15 protein-coding genes and 1 riboswitch are annotated in these 21516 nt (G+C 61.2%); of the genes, 3 read left to right on the top strand and 12 right to left on the bottom strand.

Features of this window, described 5'->3' with window-relative positions:
- Nucleotides 1-16 precede the first annotated feature (16 nt).
- A riboswitch (purine riboswitch) is annotated at nt 17-115 on the bottom strand.
- Between the two features lie 215 nt (nt 116-330).
- From RBI05_RS18520 to RBI05_RS18500, 5 genes are all read right to left on the bottom strand, one after another.
- Complete coding sequence (locus RBI05_RS18520) at nt 331-1815, bottom strand: DNA-binding protein (RefSeq protein WP_150459906.1); 1485 nt, start codon at nt 1813-1815, stop codon at nt 331-333.
- A gap of 166 nt (nt 1816-1981) precedes the next feature.
- Complete coding sequence (locus RBI05_RS18515) at nt 1982-2410, bottom strand: hypothetical protein (protein WP_310552116.1); 429 nt, start codon at nt 2408-2410, stop codon at nt 1982-1984.
- Between the two features lie 9 nt (nt 2411-2419).
- On the bottom strand, nt 2420-2728 hold the full coding sequence (locus tag RBI05_RS18510; RefSeq protein ID WP_150459908.1) for a hypothetical protein: 309 nt from the start codon (nt 2726-2728) through the stop codon (nt 2420-2422).
- Nucleotides 2725-3078, bottom strand: coding sequence for a restriction endonuclease subunit S (locus RBI05_RS18505; protein ID WP_310552115.1), 354 nt, complete (start codon nt 3076-3078; stop codon nt 2725-2727). Before RBI05_RS18505 ends, RBI05_RS18510 begins: the two co-directional genes overlap by 4 nt.
- A gap of 16 nt (nt 3079-3094) precedes the next feature.
- Nucleotides 3095-3382 carry a nucleoside-diphosphate sugar epimerase gene (locus tag RBI05_RS18500; RefSeq protein WP_150459910.1) on the bottom strand — a complete coding sequence of 96 codons (288 nt, stop codon included), beginning with the start codon at nt 3380-3382 and terminating at the stop codon, nt 3095-3097.
- Nucleotides 3383-3542: 160 nt separating this feature from the next.
- Here RBI05_RS18500 and RBI05_RS18495 point away from each other — a divergent pair, with 160 nt between their 5' ends.
- Nucleotides 3543-4373, top strand: a complete 831-nt coding sequence (locus RBI05_RS18495) for a serine/threonine protein kinase (RefSeq protein WP_150459911.1) — start codon at nt 3543-3545, stop codon at nt 4371-4373.
- 133 nt (nt 4374-4506) lie between these two features.
- Here the strand turns inward: RBI05_RS18495 and RBI05_RS18490 are convergent, their stop codons facing one another.
- The 7 genes from RBI05_RS18490 to RBI05_RS18460 form a co-directional block, all read right to left on the bottom strand.
- Complete coding sequence (locus RBI05_RS18490; protein WP_310552114.1) at nt 4507-4704, bottom strand: hypothetical protein; 198 nt, start codon at nt 4702-4704, stop codon at nt 4507-4509.
- A gap of 169 nt (nt 4705-4873) precedes the next feature.
- Entirely contained in the window at nt 4874-5335 is a 462-nt protein-coding gene (locus RBI05_RS18485; RefSeq protein ID WP_150458855.1) for a hypothetical protein, read from the bottom strand.
- 57 nt (nt 5336-5392) lie between these two features.
- Nucleotides 5393-6499, bottom strand: coding sequence for a hypothetical protein (locus RBI05_RS18480; RefSeq protein ID WP_310552113.1), 1107 nt, complete (start codon nt 6497-6499; stop codon nt 5393-5395).
- 6 nt (nt 6500-6505) lie between these two features.
- Nucleotides 6506-7918: an MFS transporter gene (locus RBI05_RS18475; RefSeq protein WP_310552112.1), complete on the bottom strand. Its 1413-nt coding sequence runs from the start codon at nt 7916-7918 to the stop codon at nt 6506-6508.
- Nucleotides 7915-10353, bottom strand: coding sequence for a PEP/pyruvate-binding domain-containing protein (locus tag RBI05_RS18470; protein ID WP_310552111.1), 2439 nt, complete (start codon nt 10351-10353; stop codon nt 7915-7917). Before RBI05_RS18470 ends, RBI05_RS18475 begins: the two co-directional genes overlap by 4 nt.
- Nucleotides 10354-10365: 12 nt before the next feature.
- A complete protein-coding gene (locus tag RBI05_RS18465; protein WP_310552110.1) occupies nt 10366-11766 on the bottom strand; it encodes a condensation domain-containing protein in 1401 nt (466 codons plus the stop codon).
- Nucleotides 11756-16291 (bottom strand): amino acid adenylation domain-containing protein, encoded by a 4536-nt coding sequence (locus RBI05_RS18460; protein WP_310552109.1) that lies wholly within the window; start codon nt 16289-16291, stop codon nt 11756-11758. The genes RBI05_RS18465 and RBI05_RS18460 overlap by 11 nt, the downstream gene beginning before the upstream one ends.
- A 270-nt stretch (nt 16292-16561) precedes the next feature.
- Here RBI05_RS18460 and RBI05_RS18455 point away from each other — a divergent pair, with 270 nt between their 5' ends.
- Both RBI05_RS18455 and RBI05_RS18450 read left to right on the top strand, forming a co-directional pair.
- Entirely contained in the window at nt 16562-17629 is a 1068-nt protein-coding gene (locus tag RBI05_RS18455; protein ID WP_310552108.1) for a zinc-binding dehydrogenase, read from the top strand.
- Between the two features lie 11 nt (nt 17630-17640).
- Nucleotides 17641-21516: beta-ketoacyl synthase N-terminal-like domain-containing protein (locus tag RBI05_RS18450; RefSeq protein WP_310552107.1), on the top strand; the 3876-nt coding region annotated here is incomplete at its 3' end.

Below are 21516 nucleotides of genomic sequence, written 5' to 3'. Positions count from 1 at the left end.
AAAAAGGCTGCGACAACATGCCGGTGGCATATTTCGTAGCCGGAAATTTACGGTTCCCGGTAGAGACCCTTAAACCGATTATTAAGGATATACGAAAGAAAATATCACATCAATTATTTAATTTCCTTTATCATATGCGTCTATCTATTGCAAAGTCAATAATTATGTTATGTTAGTTAACACATACTTCTCCTATTTCTATTGAGGCAGCAAAAAAACACCCCCCGCATCTCAAGGATGCGAGGGGTGTCCGACTCCTCCGAGTTCTGCACTCAGGAGCCTTCGCCATTGGAGAACGGCTTAATCAGGCTGTCCTGCGTGGAAGCGCCGCTAAACGTTCCAAGCTGGACTGCGCCCGCCAGCAGACCAATGGCCAGTACTAGCTTCAGGTATTTGCGCATGTCCAATCACTCCTTTCATTAAATCTTGGTATATAGCCAACTGACCCTGACTGGCTTGTTCGCGGAACTGCTCGAACCAGGCCATACAGGTTATGGCAAGCGAGTGGTTGCTGCTGGGAAGGGCATAGGTCAAGGACTGAAGCGCATAGTCTATCGCGGTGTCGGAGCGGCCTTTGTATGCGTGATAGACGGCAAGCTCATAGCACAAGTGGGCTTGACGGTCACGGTTAAAGGTCGGCTGATAATAGGCGCTTCCCGGCGATGCCAAGCTGTCCGATAAATCATGGAGTCTCCGGTCAAAATGGTCCAGAACAGCATCCACATCGAATTGATAGCGGTTCGCCGCGCCCATAATGGTAAGCAGGCTGGGGAGCCATTCCTGCGGGTGTCTGTCCAGGAAACGGACGTAATCGGGCAGACAGGCCGTATGACCCATCAGAATATATAAGTTGTACCGGTTCGCTTCGGCAAAAAGCTTGAATTTCTCTACTTCTCGCCATCCGGTCTCGTCCAGTTCAGGGAACCAGCCGAGATCTTCGTAACCGTCTATGTAAGCCAGCGATTCCTCGAATCTTCCCAGCCATTCCAGGGCATTGCCCTTGAGCAGATAACTCTGACCGTAATAGACCACCAGATGGCGCTCCGTCCGGAGCGGCTCGGCCGGCCGGCGGCTCTTGATTCCTGCCAGATGCTGCCGGTTCGCCATCATCGCTTTCATCAGCGCATGAAGCTCATCGGCATAGCCGATCACATCTTCCCATTGGTGAAGGTTGAAGCTGATGTTCGCCAGTTGAAGCAGCCCGTCCAGCTGATAGTTCTCGGGAACCCGCCGGCGGAACGGAGCATATTGCAGCGCAGCTTCCCGGTTCAACTGAAGATCGGAACCCAGCCGGGCCCGGAACCATTTGTACTGGCTGACCGCAAGCCGTTCGGAATGCTGCTTGATCTCATTCTCTGCCACACAGCGGTAGAAGGGGATGGATGCCTTTCTTCTACCTTCCTCGAACAGGTTCTCCGCAAGCTCGAAGACCTCCACGGTATGGGAGGGCTCTTCCATGAGACGAGACAGCACGCTCTCAATCAGATCCTCGCGGTCCAGATCCACACAGCGGACCATGAAGGACTTGATACGCTTCCAGTGGCCGCCTCCCCCCTCAAAGCATTCCAGGGCGAACAGATCGTACAGCCAGCCTTCCGGCTGTCCCAGCGCTTCCGTCATCAGATCGACCTGACGAATGGAGAGCGGCTTCGGAGGATTGCGGTTAAAAGTAGCGCTGAATATTCCCCGGTTGATGGACGATCTCTGCGCAAGCTCTCCGAACCCGATTCCTTGCCGGGCCATCTCGGCTTCGATCATTTCCCGCAAATCCGGCGTTTCCAGCCCGGCTCCGGTATTGCTGTAAATTATCGTCACATCGTCCACCTCGCCATTCAGGGCCTCTTTCTATCTTCTATTATAGTAGGTTTTTTTTGACATGTCATCCCCTATATTTGTAAAACATACAAAAAAAGGACTGTCGAACGCCGTCTTCGGCTTGATCGAGCAGTCCCGGCGGCTGCGCAGCCGCGCGCCTCCTGTATTAAGAAAATTCGAGCTTATGTCCATCCTCGAAGCCTTTGGCAAATCCGGCATCGAAGCCTATGTCATAGGCCTCCGAGTAACCCTGCTGAAAGGCATCGGCCGGCGGCGTTTCGGGAGGAACGCCCAGATCCGGCGGCAGCGGCACTTCTACCGTTGAGGGGGCCGCTTCTGCAGCGGGCTCCGCCGGCGGTCCCGGAATGACCTCCACTGGCCGGATGCTGCGGGATATTCTCCGTCGCCGCAGCCGTTTTTTCCGCCGCAGCGCGGTTATTCTCCGGAGAGAGCCTTTCTTTCCCCGCCGCCGAATACGGGATCGGACCGCTCTCCCGGTTCCCTTGCGAATTTTACGAATCTTGCGGATTTTGCGAATTTTGGCTTTGCGGGATACCAGAGCCTTCCGGCTTCCAGCCGTTCCTCTCTTCTTCATATGGAACCATCACTCCTTCTGTACGGTGCGCGGCTGCGGACGGGATATGCCCGCACCGCAGGAACGCTTCAGCCAGGGAGGCGCGGGAATGCCCGTTTTGACAGGCCCAAGCGAGATGCCCGACATCATTCGGCACATGGCACTCTGATACTCGCTGAGAATACGGACATTGTCGCACAGTCTGCGGGCAGCGAGCGGGGATTCTCCGGCTACCTCTGCAACCGATTCCAGAATGGCGGCCAGCGCCGACTGGCTGCGGGCAATGGAGCGGATCATCTCCAGCTTGACCTCATGTTCGGACAGCCGCGCCGCGCTCATTTGTCCGTGTTCCCGAAATCGAATCCGCCGTCCATTCCGCCGAATCCGCCGCCCATGCCTTCCTCGCCGCCGTCCTCGCCGCCGGTATCGAGAACCGCCTTCAGATTGCTGCACAGACCATTCTCCAGCTTGGTCAGACTTTCGACCATCTCCACAATGGCTTCATGGAACGACAATGATTCCTTTAACTGCTCTTCGTGGGTGTCGAAGGCGCTGGAATGGATATGGTGATTCGCCCAATGACGGACTTTCTCCGCCTCTGCCGCTTTGGCCTCCAGAATCAACGCGATGTTGCCTTGGATGGCCGCCGTCGATTCCAGCATTCTTAAATATGCCTGTTCTCTGCTCATCACCCTTGGCCTCCCGCTACTCTTCTTCCTGGCCGTTCAGTTCCTTGATAACCCGGCCGACCTGTTCGGCCATCGCTTCCTGTAAATCTGCGAATGCATTCAAATAGGCCGTAATGTTCTTGTTGACCTGACCCGCGCTCTCGATCAGTCCGGCAATATCGCCGAAGTCGGGCTCCGCATCCGGCAAATCGTGGACGATTCCCGAGAGGCGGACCGCCACATGGCGTTCGGCGTCCAGAATCCGGGCCATCTGCTCATGGGTGTGGGCCATATGCTGCAAAATGTTCGTAACGTGATTGTGCACCCTCAAGTCTCCTTTGCTCAAACGCCCTGCTACAGCTTATGCGGGCAGAGCCCGTTGGGTGAACGCCGCAGCGGGAACATTCCGAAGACCGGTTCTCCCGGGACGGAGCACGCGCTATAATCTTCAATGAAATCATGCGCCACGACAAGGGAGGAGACAGATGCTGAACCGCTTGAGAAGATTCGCCGCAGCCTGGAGAGATTACCGCCATCCTGCCGGCTCCTTGATCGGGGGACGGTTTCGCACAGAGCGTGTGCTGGGCATCGGCAGCTATGGAATTGTGCTGTATTGCCGGGACGAGAAAGAAGGAGGCGCCGTCGCCGTCAAAGTGGCCAAGCCGACTAAAGCCGACGCCGGCCGGCGGCTTCTGGCCCGGGAACGAGAGGTGTTGTCCGGGCTGGATCACCCTTTTATTCCGGCAATCCGGGCTTATGGGGAGAATCGCAGGGGTAGCTGGCTGGCGCTGGATTATATCGCAGGCCGCACGCTGGAAGACCTGATCTTCGCGGAGGGCCGCCGGTTCGGCGAACGGGAGTGTCTGGAATGGGCGCTTGAGCTCTTGGAGCGTGTATCCCATGTGCATGATCGGGGCTTCGTGCATCTGGACCTGCGCATCCCCAATGTCCTGCTTGAGGCAAACGGCCTTTATCTCATTGATTTCGGACTGGCCCGTCCCATCGGAGGAGGGTCGGGTCCGCTGTGGGAAGAGTACGATACGGAGGCCTTAGGAATGCCCCGCTCCCTGCGGCCGCCCGGCATTCAATCCGACCTGTGCGATATCGGGCATATGATGCTGTTCATGCTCTACTCCGCCTATGAACCGGAGCACGGAGCGCCCGAGCGGGTCTGGGAAGAAGAACTGGATCTGTCTTCATCCCTGCACGCTGTTCTGCACCGACTCCTCGGCAGCGGCAAGCCGTACGCGGGGACAGCCGATTGCATCGCCGAATTGACGGGCATATTGGCAGATTGCCGTACACCCGGACCCTAAGAGCGACTAAGAGGCGCCGTCCGGCCAAAGAACCCGCCAGGTACTAACGATTGGCGGGTTCTTGACTTTCATTCAATTCCCGTTCACAGCAGCGTCGGAGACGGATGGAAATTAACCCGGTTGTGCTCTCCGGTCAGCTAGAGCTGCTGTAACGGTTCTTGTAGTAGCCGTGTCCGTGTCCGCCGTTGCGGGGCCGGTCCGAAGAAGAATACCGGTTGCCGTAATGTCCGGTAGGATGGCCTCGATGCGCACTGCTCGAATGCCTGCGGTGACTGCCGTGACGCGAATGTTCCAGAGAATGCAGCACTTTGTGAAGAATTCTTCTTAACAAGGTCAGCGCCTCCTGTTCGTAAGCATTTTAAATTTTAAATGAAAGGGTTACCGTCCCTTTACGCATGATTGGCCGTCCGGTTCCAGATCATTGCGCCTTCTTTTCGAGATCCATCAGAAAAAGCGCCGCACAAGCGGCGCTTCGCGTCCATTCCATATGCTGCGATTCCTCATCGCCCGATCGTTTCGGCAGGTTGGCCGGCGACTCCCGACGACAGCGGAGCCGGCTCAGCGGGTACACCCGAAGCTGCCGTGAGATCGCCGCAGCCAAGGCAGCTCTCCAGGCGCTCATGCCAGGCTCGCTTCAGCCAGCAGGTCTCCGGATCTCTCTGCTCCAATTCGCTGAGCACCATCCCGATATCCAGCAGCTGGCATCGCGAAAGACGGAACAGATTTTCGGTCAGCAGCTTGTCCAGACAGCGGTAGCCATAAGCCTGCCTGTCCCGCTGCCGGTACAGGCTGAACGCGGTGTACAGCAGCATCTCGATGATCAGAACCACCTGGCCGGAATCTCTCATCTGGCGCTGAAGCGGAAGAAGCTCGAGAATGAAGTCCGTCAATTGCTCATCGCTTCCCGCGCTGTCAAAAAGGCGTCTTCGGTAAACGGCAATATCCAGGAACCATCGGTTCATCCGCCTCCTCCTGTTCTTCGCCCTGCCCGCCCGCGTTGCCTCCGCATCGGTTCGGGCTTATACGCCGACCTCTTCCAGAACGGCTGTCGGCCGGTCTTCCGGAGAGACCGAAGCCGCAGGAGCGTACTCAACGACCGGCTTGCGGCGTCTTGCCAGAAAGACCGGCGGCGGCGCATATCCGATGCGCATGGCAATCAGCGGGTATTCCCGGTCTTCCATGCCGAAGCCCGCGCGCATTTCCCTGTCGAACGCCTCCGCCCGGCGGCGCTGGCTCTTCGTCATGCAGTCAGGGCGCTCGGCAAGCATAATACAGACCATGACCAGATAAGTCATCGGATGAATGGCCAGATTGTGCTCATGGGCCCGGAGCAGGAAGCGCTGATAACCTTCGCCGGCGACAATAAAACCTGCCGGAGAACTGTCCTCTACCGTCAGCAAGACCCATGACGCCGACTTGGAGGCGGTCCGCCGGGACCGAAGACCGTATACCCGGCTGAATCCGGCCAGGTTCAGCAGCCGAATCCGATTCCATTTGAACACGAATTTCGCCGCCAGCGCCACGGCCGGTCCAAATCCCATGGTGCGCATCCAGAGGCCGTCGCCCTTCTCCGCATAGGATTGGTCGGAGAAGCGAAGCCAATCGTAGGTCTCGTCCACGGTTCCGGCATGCTCCAGCCCGAACCGTTCCGCCGACCCGATCAGACGGGAGACCCGTCTGACCCCATTCGCGGAAGACACGACGTGCATCTTGATGCCGAAGGGGCGCAGCGCCTCCTCCAGATCTCCCCAGACTTCCGGCTCTACAGGACGGCCGTCGTGGGGATTGCGGTTGGTGAAGCGTTCCGTCACCGCCTGATGGAGACTCTTCTCCTGATCCGTCGGAGCGGGGCCCGGCTGAAGACGGATGCGGATGACAGCTCCGTCCTCCGACACGGCCGGAGGTTCTACTTCCGGCATAAGACCGATCCCCCGGGCCGCGGCCCGGATATTCTCCACTGCCGTTCCCAGCGCCATATAGGCCTGATGACCGCTGGGGTCCATTTGCGGAAGCAGGTGTTCGGAAGCAAGCGCAACCTCGAGATAATCTTCGCCGACAATGAATTTCCACGGCTGATGATTATGCGCCGATGTCCCCAGTCCGCCGCAGCGAATCAATTCCTTCATCTAATATCATCCTTCCTTCATGGTTTGACCGCCCTGTCCAGGGCGTCCGACGTCCTCATCCCTTCTCTTGCCGGCTGTTCCCAACACGCGGCTTGCCGCCAGACTGACGCCGGCTATGGCAGCCATAGTGTAGAGCAAAGAAGCGGAGGCGGTTAGCGAGTAGACTCCGGCAGCCGATGGAAGCCATGCGCCCAGCAGCGGGATGCCGGTGGCCCCGCCCAGGTTGCGCGCCATCTGAATCAGTCCTCCGGCCATGCCCCGCATTGCAGGTCCCAACGCATCCTGGGCTTCTAGCAGCAAGGAAGGCAGCTGGAAGCCGATGCCCAGCCCGATCAGCAGCGATGCTGCGATCATCAAAGGCTGTCTGGCGTCGCCCAACTGGTAAGCCAGCAGGAAGAACCCGGCCCCATTGACCGACCAGCCAAAGGTCGCGATGCGGACATAGGTCCATTTTCCCGCCAGGCGGCCTCCGACAATTCCGGATACCCCTGCGCCCAATACCACCGGAAAGAGAATCAGACCGGAGCGGGTCGCCGAACCGCCGCCGAACACCGCATGAGCCACGTAGGGAATATAACTGATGGAAGCATTCTGAATCAGACCTGCCATGCAGGCGCCGAGCAGAACATTGCGCAGAACCGGGTGACGGAAGACTGCGGGCGGCAGAACAGGCTCTTCCTTCGCAGACTGCCTGGAGAACTGCCATCCCATGAACAGAACCGAAGCGGCAATAAGAAGCAGCCAGAGTTCCCAGGTCTCCGGGTGGTTCCTCCACGCCTGAATGCCGGCCAGGAGCACGGCCGGACCTGCGCTGAGCGCGGCAAACACAGGCCAATCCAGACCCCGAAGCCGGCCAAGCGGCACTCTTCCCTCGGATCGGAGTCCCGACAGCTGGAGAGAAGCGACGGCAAGACCAAAAGGAAGCACCAGCCAGAAACACCAGCGCCAGCCGGCCGTATCGGTGATCCAGCCTCCAAGGAGAGGGCCGGCCAGATTGGCGAGAACCTGAACCGTTCCCAGATACCCGAACAGCCGGGCCCGTTCCTTCCCCTCGAACAGAGCGCCGACTGCGGCCAGGACCGAGGTGCTTAACAGTCCTGCTCCCACTCCCTGTAGAACTCTGTAAGCTACCAGCTGCCCCATCGTCCGGCTCGTTCCCGCAAGCCCGGTGCCGGTCAGGAAGAGCGCGATGCCCGCAATCAGCACGGGCCTCCAGCCTATCTCATCCGCCAGCTTGCCGTAGAGCAGCATCGGAGCCGAGATCGCCAGAAGATAGGCGCCGAATACCCAACTGTACAGCTCGCCTCCTCCAAGCTCGGCAGTAATGGAAGGCATCGCTGTCGCCACCATCGTCTGGGTCAATCCGGTCAGGCTCATCGCAAGCAGAATTCCGGTCAGGTTGCGCGCCTTTGCATTCATGCGTCCGTCATCTGCTTGCCCGCCGCAGCGACAGGCACCTTCGCCGCACTGCGGCGGACCGTACCCGCATTCCCGTCTACAACGATCTCCTGGCCGTCGGCAATCTGGCGCGTGACTCCGGGCACGCCCATCACCGCAGGAATTCCGTATTCCCGGGCGACAATCGCCGCATGGGAGACCGCATTGCCCGTCTCGGTCACTACGGCCGCCGCGGAGGCGAACAACGGAGTCCAGGAAGGATTCGTATACGGACAGACGAGGATATCGCCGGGTTCCATAAGGTGGAAATCCTTCTCCGAAAGAATGATCCGCGCTCTTCCGCGGGCAATGCCGGCGCTGGCCGCCTTGCCTTCCAGCTTGTCGCCGGCGGACCGTCCGCCCTCCTCCAGAAAGCGGGCCTGCCAGCGGTTGTTCATCTCGCGGTAGATCCGTTTGCGGCGCTCCAGCAGCAGCCGCGCCTCTTCCGGTTCAAGAAGTTTCCCCGACAGCCAGGCGGTCAGCTCTTCCCCGAACAGATAATAGATGTCTTCCGGCTCCGAGAGCAGACCTGTCCGGTGAAAGCGCAGGCCGCACTCGCCGGCGATCTCCTGCAGAGCGGCCAGAGGACGCGTCAGGTCGAAATGGCTGTTCTCTTCGAATACCTGTAAATCCCGGTAGCGATCGGCCAACCGGCTGAACCGGGAGGAGAATCCCGGCAGATAGCGCAGCTTGCGTCTGACCCGTTCGCGGGTCTCGCGATACTGCTCTCCCCGGGCAGCGAACGGATAGGAATCCAGCCGGGCCAGGCCGCGGAGTATGCTGTAGACCGGCCGGGGGTCTTTGCGCCAGACCGGTGTGGAGAGATACCAGGTCATGCCCTCGCGGTGGCCGTACTCCTGCATGAACGTCTCCAGCATGGTCCGAAAGGCCTCATCCGCGATTTCGCCGGTCCCTTCCGACGCCTGCTCCAGCAGTTCCAGACGACGGCTCGCCGCCTCGGCCAATTCCCACATCGCTTGATTAACATCGGTTGTCCGCGTGCCCAGATCCTGCAGCAGATCTCCCAGCGCTTCATCGGCTCTGCGGGGACCAAGCGCCAGCACCAGGTGAACCTTAAGCAGCCGTTCCGCGATATTCATGGCAAAAGTCCCCTTGGCGCGTTCCTCCATCGTCTCCGTCCAGGCTGCGGTCACACGTTCGAAGCGGGCCAGCAGCTCCGCTTCCGGCATGCCGCCGAGCGGCACAGGAGCGCATATCTCCTCCAGCTTCCGGCGGTATTCGTTCTCCCACCATGCCGCCCAGTTCCGGCTCAGCATCTCCGAGATGCAGGCCGGAAGGCCGAGCAGCTTCACGCTGGGACGGGGGTTCGGAATCCGGAAGGCCTCGGCCCACTGCTCCAGCTCGCTTCCGGAAGAAGTTCCCGGGAAGATGAAGCCGAACTGGCGGAAGACGTGAACCGAACCTCCGATAAAAATCCGGGCGGTAATGACATCGAGCGGTTTCGGCGGAACCGGAAAGCGCTCCGTCACCTTTCCCATGACGAATTTCTGAATGGGGGTCAGCCGTTTCTCCGCAGGAAGACGGATTTCTCCGGACAGCGTGGTGATGGCCCGGGTCTGAAGCAGATAGACGCGGCCCGCCGAACAGGCGAATTCCACATCCTGCGGGCAGCCAAAATGCTGTTCAAGCCGGAGCCCAAGCCTTCCCAGCTCCAGAACGGCAGCATCCCCGATAACCGGACGCACGCTGTCGCCGTCCCCTCTCTCGGCAATCTTCAGCGCATGGCCGCGCCGGTCCAGCCGGAACACCTCACCGGCCGTCTGCCCGGAGACCAGCGCCTCGCCCAATCCCGCCGCAGCTTCGACCAGCATATGCCCCCGGTCATTGCGGACAGGGTCCACCGTGAACAGCACGCCCGCCGATTCGGCGGGAACCATGCGCTGAATCACGACGCCGATGGCCGTCTCCGTATGCGGAACTCCCCGACGATCCCGATAATCCAGCGCCCGTTCGCTCCACATTGAAGCCCAGCAGCTCCGGAGCACGTCGAGCAGTTGAACTTCGCCTTCCACGTTCAGAAAGGTCTCCTGCTGGCCGGCAAAAGTAGCGCCCGACAGGTCCTCCGCGGTAGCCGAGGAGCGGACGGCGACCTTTCCGCCGCCCAGCCTATGGTAGGCATTCAGCAGTTCCCGGGACAGACCTTCCGGCAGCCCGGCGCTTGCCAGACACTCCTGCGCCGCCTCGGAGCATGCGCGCCAGTTCCGGCGGCGAAGCGGCTCTTCCAGCCGCTCCATCAGGCGGCATGCCTCTATCACCCTGCGATAAGCGCCCGTTGTAACGCAGAAGCCCGGAGGAACCGGAAGACCGAGACTCAGCATTTCCCCCAGGTTCGCTCCTTTTCCCCCGACTTCACCCAACATGCGGGCAGAGGCTTCCTCCAGCCCAAGAATATTCATCGCTCTTCCTCCTCAATAAACGCAGCGGATGCCTGCTCGGGCGGCATCCTCCGCAATCCGGGTCAGCTCTGCTCCGAGCGAATCGGCGAACTTCTGGATCGTCCGCAGTCTGAATAGGGAATCACTGTAGTAAATGCCCAGCAACAGTTCTCCGTTCGCAATCAGCCCCGACAGATCCAGTTCATACAGCCGGTCGCCCTTGCGGGAGAACTTGGTATAGTAGGGACCTACATTCTCGAAGCCGTAATTCAGCGTCGGTTCGCTCCCGTTGAACCCGAAGCGGGCCCTTCCGTCAATCAGTTCTACGCCGGTAGCGCGGAAAGAATCCGCGCGGCCGAAGAAGTCGATCCGTACGGACGTCTGCTCATGCGGAAGCGGCAGATTCAAGCCCAATCCATACGCATAGTTATAGAGCGCGCCCTGCAGCGAGCCGTCCTCCAGATGGCGGGATACCGTCTCCAGCTGGTCGCGGATCGACATATCGGGCTCAAACGAGAGTCGAACCGGGTAATCGACGGCATAGAAGCCTGCGGATTTGAACAGATTGCGGTCCAGCGGCAAATTTCGGCCAATGGTTCGTTCGCAGACCGTAATGTCTTCCCTGCCTGTCCACTCTCCGAGCACCCGGACAAGCGCCAGCCAGATATAAGAGTAAATAGCGACCGCCGCTCCGGTTCTGCCTTCCTGCTGTACAATAGCCGCCGGAAGCGGCCAGGCCAGCAAGTGCATTCGCTCCGTCTCCAAGGTATTCCCGCCCTGCCTGTGGTCATACGGCAGCTCCAGCCGGACCGGCGAGCGTTCGTCTGTCCATTTATTCACATAGGTATTCAGCTTCTCCCGCGGGAAATTGTCCAGGAACCGGATATAATCGCCGTAATCATCGGGCGCTCCGGCCGCCGGAGGATTCATCCCAAGCTGCAGCGCCCGGTAAATGACCGTGAACTCCCGGCTGAGCGCCTTCACCATCAGGATATCGCCGATCAGCGTCGGCAGAGCCAGAAGGAGATGCGATTCGCTGCCCTTGGTGTACATCGCAACCTGAATAAGCGGCCAGCGGGTTAAATCTACCTTCCGGTGGAGCGCAGCCGTGCGGTCTTTCAGTGAATCCCAGAATGCTTCTTCAGATTCTTCCGTCCGGTCCTCCATGATGAACGGCAGCGGACCCGGAAGCTTCAGAATCTGCATATGCTCGCTCTGTTCCCGTTGCGGAAAGACGGCGCGCAGCAGAGGATGGCGTTCAAGCAGGATTTCCCAGGTGCGCCCGAACAGCTCTTTGCTGACCGGAAAATGCAGAACGCCGTGCACCTCCACGTTCAGAATCGGCTGCCGGGCCCAATTCCACCATTTCTGAGCCGGACTGAGCGGAATGATGCTCTCAATCTGTGCAGGCAGATGCTGCTGGTCAATGGACATGGTTAACCTCCTCTGTCTCTTCGGACGTCTCTTCCTGCGCCTTGCTCATAATCGCTGCCGCCAGCAGGCGGGCGGACGGATATTCATACAGAAGCCGCGGATTGACAGCAACCCCGGTATGTTCCCGGATCATGCTGTTCAACTCCACCAGAATCAGTGAATCCAGATCAATGTCCGCAAAATCGGTATCGACTCCGAACTCCACCGGTTCAACCAGCAGGGATTGGATCGCTTCTACCAGAAACGCAGCCAGTTCCTCTTCATTTAAAATTCTCTGCTCTGCCGGCTTCACCGGCAAAACTGCAACTTCGGCCGGAGCAACGGCAGCCGGAGCCGCCGCAGGCTCGGCATCTTCCAGAGCTTCCGCGAACCAGTGCCGCCGGCGCTGGAACGGGTAGGAAGGAAGCAAGGCCTTTCTCCGCGAATAACCGGCGTCCCAGGCTTCCCCGTCGAGTTCCACTCCCTGAACGAACAGGCGGGCCAACTGACGCAGCAGCACCTCATCCTCCGGGGCCTCGTCCGAGAGATCCATGACCGGTTCAAAGCCGAGTTCCACGGCAGCGGCAAGCTCGGCCCGGCGTTCTTCCAGCCCTACTCCAGCCACCGCCGCTCCCGGACCCGCTTCGTTGGTTAGGAGCTCCGTTAGGGTCAGGACGCTGAGATCGCCGCTCTCCTCGGGTGTCTTCTCTCCTCCCCATAGCCGGAGCATCGCTTCCTGCGCCGTCCATTCGCCGCGGACACAGCGGGCCGCCAGAGCCCCGGTTCCCAACCCGGCGATACGGGAGGACGGCGCCCAGGTCTTCCATTGTTCCGCTATCAGGCAGCCGGCGGCGAACCGTACTGTATCTGGAGCCTGCGGATTGGTCAGCAGGGCCGCCGCATCGCTTCCCGGCGGCAGGTTCAGCAGGCGGCTGAACCCTTCGCGGAACCGCGGGTTCGACTCATAGAGCGAACGCGCACAGCGCAACATTCCGGGTCCGTCGCCGATTACGAATACATGGGCCTTCCCTGCACCAGGGGGCACGCTCCCGCCGGCCGAGAACGGACGGCTTCCTCTCGGTTCTCCGCCTTCTTCGTTCTGCCAGGCGCTCCACTGTCCGCCATCGCTCAGCACAGCGGCGTAGCGTACAGGCAGCCGCATTCTCCCCGTGTTCAGCGTATAGCAGGCGTCCGGCAGAGACAGTTCCGGATCGGATTGGAAGCGGCGCGCAATCTGCCGAATCTGTTCCTCCAGCGCTTCCGCCGTCCAGGCCGAGAGCGTCAGCAGATGGGCGGGCCGTTCGGTCCCTGCCGGGACTGCGGGCCGCTCGGGAGCCTGCTCCACGATGAGATGCGCATTGCTGCCCCCAAGACCGAAGGAGCTGATCCCTGCGCGGCGGACGCCGTCCGGCGTCTCCCACGGGGCAAAGGTTTTGGCGATCCGAAACGGCGTCCGTCCGAGGTGAAGCTCGGGGTTCGGCTTGTCAAATTGAGGCTGTCCCGGCAGAGTTCGGCTGCGGAGGGCCATCACGGTCTTCACCAGCGAGGCAATTCCGGCCGCTTCGCCCAGATGTCCGATCACCCCTTTGACCGAGCCGATATGGATGTCCGCCACAGGGCTTGCCGGAGCAAAGACTTTCTCCAGCGCCTGAATTTCAATCGGGTCGCCAAGCGGAGTTCCTGTCCCGTGGGTCTCGATGTAGGAGATGCTGCCGGGCTCGCAGCCGGACCGCTCCAGCGCTTCCCGGATTACGGCGCTCTGCGCGGCCGGGTTGGGCGCAGTCAGTACAGCAGCCCGTCCGCCGTGGTTGACGGCTGTTCCCTTGATGACGGCGTGGATGAAATCCCCGTCCTCGATTGCCGCCTGCAGCGGCTTCAGCAGCACAGCTCCAGCCCCTTCGCCGGCCACGGTGCCGTCGGCTTTCTCATCGAACGGCAGGCAGCGGCCGCTCGGGGAGGTGATGTTGAGATTATTCACCACGGAGAAGCGTTCCGGGCTGAGATGAAGCGCAACACCGCCGGCCAGCGCCATTGCGCATTCGCCGGCAAGCAGACTGCGGCAGGCCTGATGTACCGCTACCAGGGACGAAGAGCATGCGGTATCCACGAAGACGCTCGGTCCGTGCAGATCCAGGAAGTAAGAGATGCGATTCGCCACCATATTCGGCTGGTTGCCGAGCAGGGCGAACGGTTCCTTGGCGGCGGGGCTCTGGGCAATTGCAGCCATGTAATCGCTGCTCGACGCCGTCACGAAGACGCCCGTCCGGCTTCCTGCAAGCTTGCTGCCGCCGTATCCGGCATAGTCGAGGGCCTCCTGGACCACTTCAAGCAGCAGCCGCTGCTGCGGATCAATGAGTCCCGCTTCCTTCGGTGACATATGGAAGAAGAGGGCGTCGAACCGGTCGATTTCTTCGAGAAAAGCTCCCCGGGACGCCTGCTCCGGCCGGATGCCCGCTCCAATCGGATGAATCGCTTTCAACCGCGATTCGGACATAACGCCGATCGGCGTTTCACCGCCCTCCAGCATTCTCCAGAACGCTTCAGGGGACTCGCCTCCCGGCAGGCGGCAGGCCAGACCGATAATGGCAACGTCGTTCTCGCCTGCGGCCTCCGCCCATTCTCTCCTGTCTGCTCCTGCGGATTGCAGAGAAGCCGCATTCCGATTCGCAGCCGGACGCTCCTCCGCCTGTGCGGCAGCCGCCTCCGCCTGCGATCCGCCCAGCTTGTCCGCCAGCATGCGCGTCTGGCTGTCGACGGTCGGATGGGTGAACAGATCGGCGACATCAACCGCACCCGGGAAGCTATCATCCAGCGACATTTTGACCTTGACGACCTTGATCGAGTCTCCTCCGGCATCGAAGAAGGACGTATCTCCCTGAAAATCGCTGTGTTCCAGCACGGACGTCCAAATCTCTTCGACCGTTCTTCTCAATTCTTCCGCCGAAACGGCAGGGGAGAACTCCGGAGAAGCCTCCGGCAAAGAAGAAGGACTCTTATCCGCTTGCTGCCACTGCTGAATCAGGGCGGTGCGATCGGTCTTTCCGTTGCCATTGACAGGAATGGAATCGACCCGGCATATCCGGTGCGGCAGCATATAGGCGGGCAGCCGTTCTTTGAGATGGGCCCGCAGCGCGTCGATATCTTTCTCGGACTCGCTGACTGCGAAGCAGAGCATTTCCTTGCTTCCGTCCGAAGTCTCGCGGACCGCTGCAGCCGTCCGTACAATGCCCGGGCAGGTCAGCGCCTGGCTCTCGATCTCGCCCAGTTCAATCCGGAAGCCGCGGATCTTGACCTGCATATCGCGCCTGCCCACTATATCCAGGTTGCCGCCCGGGAGCCAGGTTCCGAGATCCCCGGTTCTGTACAGACGGCCGCCTTCAGCGACGAACGGATTCGGAATGAAGGAGGCTTGCGTTCTTGCCTCGTCATGCAGATAGCCGCAGGCGACGCCCACGCCCGAAATGCAAATTTCGCCCACTTCTCCCGGACCGCAGAGTCTGGTTGCATCGTCGGGGTCGATAATGTAGACCTGAACATTGGCAATTGGCTTGCCGACATGAACCCGCTCGGTTCCTTCCGGAAGCGGGACTTCAACGGGATGACAGCTCATCCAGATCGAGGTTTCCGTGGGGCCATAGACGTTGACAAGCTGCGTGTTCGGGAGGTGCTCGGCAGCCCGGTTAATAAAGGCAACGGGCAGCCGCTCTCCGCCGAGAAAAGCCAGACGGAGCGACCCAAGGTCGGGGCGCAGGCGCGGACCGAGCAGATTCGTCCAGAGCGACCATGTCGTCGGAACGGAATTCCATACGGTGATTCGATACTGTTCAAGAGATCGGGCAATAATCCAGGGGTCTTGGACATCGGATGAAGGGAGAAGGCAGAGGCAGCCGCCGCCAAGCAGCGGGCTGAAGATTTCGAACAGCGACATATCAAATCCGTAAGGCGAGACGTTGAGGTACCGGTCGTTCTCATTGAGACCAAATTCCCGGTAGTTGGAGGCCAGAGAGTTGACCAGGCCCCGGTGGTGAAGCATGACGCCCTTGGGAACTCCGGTGGTGCCTGAAGTGAACAGCACGCAGGCCAGATCTTCCGTCGTGTTGACGCTTTCCAGAGGTTCGGAGGAGCACCTGAAGAGCCCTTCATTTACAGGAACAATCTTCTTCAGCAGAGGCGTTCCTTCGGCAAGCTGATTCGCTTTGCCGGCCGATCCCGAATGAATGACAACCGTTCGCAAACGGGCCTGAACGGCGATCTCTTTCAGCCGAAGCAGCGGCTGGAGCGGATCGAGAGGCACGTAGGCCGCGCCGGATTTCAATATGCCCAGCAGAGCCACGGGGAGGAATTCCGACTTGTCCATCAGGACTCCAACCAGCTCTCCCCGGGATACCCCTTCCTGCCTGAGCAGCCGCGCAAGTCGGTTCGATTCGGCGTCCAGTTCGGAGTAAGACAACTCCCGGCCGTCAAAACAAACCGCTGTGCGATCTTTCCAACGTGCCGCCGCTTCCGAGAACAGATCATGAATGGGCAAAGAATCGGTCAATATCAAGTCTTTACACTCCTTTTACCATATCATGGAATTCATGTCCCAATTCCGATGACAGCGGGTTGTTTTTATCCTAAATTTTCAGGATTTTGGGAGATTATAGATTTGTAACTTTTTCTTTACAAAAAGTACGTTAACATATTATTGTAATATCTGACAATCGGTTTTTTTACAAAATAGAACAATTTTTGATTAAAGTGTCATTTAATTCATCTACTTAATTACTTTCGTTTTTCTCTTTCAAATTAAAACTAGTGAATGGAGGATGCGGCGATGAAAGGTGTTCTGTTCTATGAGCATGGGGGTCCTGAAGTGCTACGCTATGAGGAGATGGAGGAACCCGAAGCGGGAGAACACGAGGTTGTAGTCCGGATCAAGGCGGTCGGCATGAACTACAACGATATCTGGGCCCGGCAGGGATTGCCCGGCATCAAGTTCACTCTTCCCCATATCCCGGGAACCGACGCCGCGGGGGAGATCGTGCAGATCGGCAAGCGGGTGACTACGGTTAAGGTCGGCGACCGCGTGGCCGTGCATCCCATTCTGTCCTGCCGGATCTGTTCGGATTGCACATCCGGCCGGGAATATTTCTGCAGAAACACCCGGGTCTGGGGGTTTCAGACCGGCCCCCGCATGGGCGGATACGTCCAATACGCGAACCTGCCGGAAGCCAATGTTTTTCCCATTCCGGATACGGTCACCTATGAGGAAGCCGCTTCCCTCACCGCCTGCCTGGGCACTTCCTGGCATATGCTTGTGACGCGCGCCCGGATACAGCCCGGCGAAACCGTTCTCATCTGGGGAGCGACCAGCGGCATCGGAACGACCGCCATCCAGATTGCGAAACTCTTCAATGCCCGCGTAATCGCCGTGGCCGGCTCCGACGAGAAGCTGGAAGCGGCAAGGCAGCTTGGAGCCGACGAGACCATCAACTACCGAACCGAGAATGTCTTCAGAACGGTCCGCAAATTGACCGACAAGCGCGGAGTGGATGTTGTATTTGAGCATACAGGAGTCAACACCTGGAATACGAGCATCCAGTGCATGGCCTACGGGGCCAGACTCGTCACCTGCGGCAATACGACCGGATTCCACGCCCAGCTGGACCTGCGCGTTCTCTTCTGGAAGCAGCTCAGTCTGCTCGGCTGTCACTCCATGAACAAGTATGAAGTTCAAGAAGGCTGGAAGTTCGTCAAGACCGGTCATATCAAGCCCCTGATCGACCGCATTCTTCCCCTGGAACATGCAGCCGAAGCGCATAGCCGGTTCGAGAGCGACAACCGGGTAGGCCGAATCATTCTGACTCCCTGGGAGGCCAAATCCGCTTATAACTATGTATGAGGAGGATGACCATGCTCTTTGAATCGCTCCAGATTGAGACGCTGACCGATATGTTCCGCCTCAGAGCCCGGCAGCAGCCGGAAGCTCGGGCATGCTTGTACCTGCTTGACTCCGGGCTGGAGAACGGAAGCTATACATACGGCGAGCTGGACCGAAAGATCCGCTCTGTCGCGGCCCTGGTCCAGGAGATCGCTTCTCCCGGCGACCGGGTCCTGCTGCTCTATCCGCCGGGACTCGACTTCATCGCCGCCTTCTTCGGCTGCCTCTATGCCGGCGTCGTAGCCGTCCCCGCCTATCCGCCCAAACAGAACCGGCATCTGCTCCGTCTCCAGGCCATCGTCGCCGACGCCGACGCCTGCGCCGTGCTGACCACCGGGGATATTCTCGGACGCGTCTCCCGCGGGCTGGACGAGCATCCCCGGCTGGCCGGGCTGGCCTGGCGGGCCACCGACCGCGGCGGTCTGCCGCAGGAAGATGCCTTCCGCCCGGTGCCGCTGACCGGCGATACTCTGGCTTTTCTGCAGTACACGTCCGGTTCGACCGGCCAGCCCAAGGGCGTCATGGTCAGCCATCATAACCTGCTCTGCAACTGCGATATGATCCGTTCCCAGTGGGGGCTTACGGAGCGGGAAGTCTGCGTCTCCTGGCTGCCGGCGTTCCACGATATGGGACTGATCGGCATGATCCTGACCTCCCTCTATCTGGGTGCGTTCATTGTCCTTATGGCTCCCGTATCCTTCATCCAGCGCCCGCTGCTCTGGCTGGAGGCCATGTCCCGCTACCGGGGCACCTTCACGGCTGCTCCGAACTTCGGCTATGAACTCTGTGTGAAAAAAATTACAGATGAAGCTGCCGCTTCCCTGGATCTCTCCTCTATGCGCGTCGCTGCCAACGGCTCCGAGCCGGTCCGCGCCTCCACGCTTGCCGCCTTCGCCGAGCGCTTCGCCCCCGCCGGATTCCCGCCCGAGGCGGCCGCTCCCTGCTACGGACTGGCCGAAGCTACGCTCCTCGTCGCCGGCCACAGCGGCGTTCCCGAGCTGCGAAGCGCCGACCGTGTCGCTCTGGAACGCCACGAGCTGCAGGAACCGTCCGACAAAGCCTCCGCCGCCGAGCTCGTCAGCTGCGGCCCTTCTTCCGACCGTACCCGTATGGCCATCGTTCATCCCGAGACGCGGGAAGTGTGCCCGGACGGCACCGTCGGCGAAATCTGGCTGTCCGGCCCTTCCGTGGCGCTGGGCTACTGGCGCAGGCCCGACGTCACCGCCGAGGTCTTTCAGGCGACCCTCGCCGGCTCCGGCGACGGGCCGTTCCTGCGCACCGGCGATCTCGGCTTCCTCGATGAAGGCCGGCTGTTCGTGACCGGCCGCATCAAGGATCTCATTCTGATCCGCGGCCGCAACCTCTACCCGCAGGACCTGGAGCTGGTCAGCGAACGCAGCCATCCCGCTCTTCTGCCCGGCGCCTCCGCCGCCTTTACGGTGGAGATCGCCGGGGAGGAGCGGCTGGTGGTGGTCCAGGAAGTCGCCCGGCATACGAAGGACACCGGCGAGGCCATGGCCTCGATTCGCCGGGCCGTCTTTCAGGAGTATGACGTCTCGCCTTACGCCGTCGTCCTCATCCGCCAGAGCTCCCTGCCCAAGACCTCCAGCGGCAAAATCCAGCGCCGCGCCGCCCGCGCCGAGTTTCTGGAGGACCAGCTTACCGTCGTCGCTCAGTGGCGCGAAGGTGAGGAGACCTCCAGCTCTGAACAAGCCGAAGCCGCTGCCGGAATGGGAATTCCGGCAGCTCCGGCCGCGGGCAGACCCGGAAGCGAAACCGGCCGGAGCGAAGCGGAGAACGGGAATGGCCCCGCCCCGGCAGCCATCGAACGCTGGCTGACCGCCGAGCTGAGCCGCACGCTCGGGCTCTCCCCCGCCCGGATCGACCCGCAGCGTCCTTTCTCAGACTACGGCCTCGACTCCGTCCAGGCCGTCGAGCTGGCCGGTCGGTTCCAGAACTGGCTCGGCCGGCCAGTCTCCGACACGCTCGCCTGGGACTTCCCCGGCATCGCCGCCGTTGCCCGTCATTTCGGTGCCGCGAACGGAACGGGAGACCTTCCAGGCCGCAGCGCAGCGGACAAGCAGGGGTCAGACCGGAAGGAGAACGGGCAGCCTCCGATCCGGGAGAGCTTGGAACATCCCGGATCCGATGAGGCAGACAGCGTCGCCGGTCCGGTCGCCATCGTCGGCATCGCCTGCCGCTTCCCCGGTGCCCCGGACCCGGACGCCTTCTGGTCCCTGCTTCGCCAGGGCCTGGATGCCGTCGGCGAAGTTCCCGCCGACCGCTTCGATCTGGACCGCTTCTTCGATCCCGACGCCGCTGTCCCCGGCAAAACCTCGTCCCGCTGGGGCGGCTTCCTCGGCGCCGTCGATGCCTTCGATCCCGGCTTCTTCGGCCTCTCCGCCCGCGAAGCCGACAGCATGGACCCGCAGCAGCGCCTGCTGCTGGAGCTGGCCGCCGAGGCGCTGGACGACGCCGGGCTGCCTGCCGCTTCCCTCGCCGGTTCCGACACCGGCGTCTTCGTCGGCATCAGCGCCAGCGATTATTCCCGCCGCCTCTTTGCCGATCCCGACCGGATCGACATCTACTCCGGCACCGGTGGCGCGCTCAGCATCGCCGCCAACCGCCTGTCCTATCTGCTCGATCTGCGCGGCCCCAGCCTGGCTGTCGATACCGCTTGCTCTTCGTCGCTCGTCGCCGTTCATCTCGCCTGCCGCGCGCTGGCCGCCGGCGAAGCCTCGGTCGCGCTCGTCGGCGGCGTCAATCTGATTCTCGCGCCCGATCTGTCGATTAATTTCGCCAAGATGGGCGCCATGGCTCCCGACGGCCGCTGCAAGTCCTTTGACGCCCGCGCCGACGGCTATGTCCGCGGCGAAGGCGCCGGACTGCTGGTGCTCAAGACGCTGGAGCAGGCCCGCGCCGACGGCGACCGCATCTATGCCGTGATCCGCGGCTCGGCTGTCAACCAGGACGGCCGCAGCAACGGCCTGACCGCTCCCAGCCGCCAGGCTCAAGAAGCCGTGCTGCGCAGCGCCTATTCCCGGGCCGGCGTCTCGCCCGGCGATCTGCGCTACATCGAGACGCACGGCACCGGGACGCCGCTCGGCGATCCGATCGAAGCCGCCGCGCTCGGCGCCGTGCTGGCCGAGGGCCGCCCCGAAGGCCAGCTGTGCGCCATCGGCTCGGTGAAGACGAACATCGGCCATCTGGAAGCGGCCGCCGGCGTCGCCGGTCTCATCAAGACCGCGCTGGCCCTGTGGCACCGCGAGCTTCCCGCCAGCCTGCACTTCGGCGAGGCCAACCCGCGCATTCCGTTTGACCGCCTGCCGCTGAAGGTGCAGACCGCTCCTTCGGCCTGGCCGGTCGGAGAGCCCGGCGAAGCGCCGCTGGCCGGCGTCAGCTCCTTCGGCTTCGGCGGCACCAACGCCCACGTCGTGCTCCAGGCGGCCTGGAAGGAGGCGGCCGTCTCCGAAGAGAACGGCGGGCATCTGTTAAAGGGTGCGGCTCCTGGCGCCCCTTCGGAGCCTTCCGATTCTCGGCACACCGGAGGGAAAGTCAACCGTACGGTTTGTATCGAAAGCGGCGAGCCGGCAGCTTCCGACGCCGGTACGCCGGAGGCAACGGACGCTCCGCTTCTCCCGCTGCCGCTGTCGGCGCACTCGCCGGCCGCGCTCGCGGACATGGCCCGCCGCTACGCCGGCTACCTGGACACGGCCCCGGCTTCCATCGGGGCCATCGGCTACAACGCCGCCCGCCGCCGGGATCACCGGTCGTTCCGTCTGTTCGTCGCCGGCCGCTCCGCTTCCGAGTGGGCGGCGGCGCTGCGCGAGGCGCTGGACGAACGGGCA

It is taken from the genome of Paenibacillus glufosinatiresistens (genome assembly GCF_031470375.1).
GTDB classification, from domain to species: domain Bacteria; phylum Bacillota; class Bacilli; order Paenibacillales; family Paenibacillaceae; genus Paenibacillus_AQ; species Paenibacillus_AQ glufosinatiresistens.
This window is presented reverse-complemented; position numbering and strand designations above follow the sequence as displayed.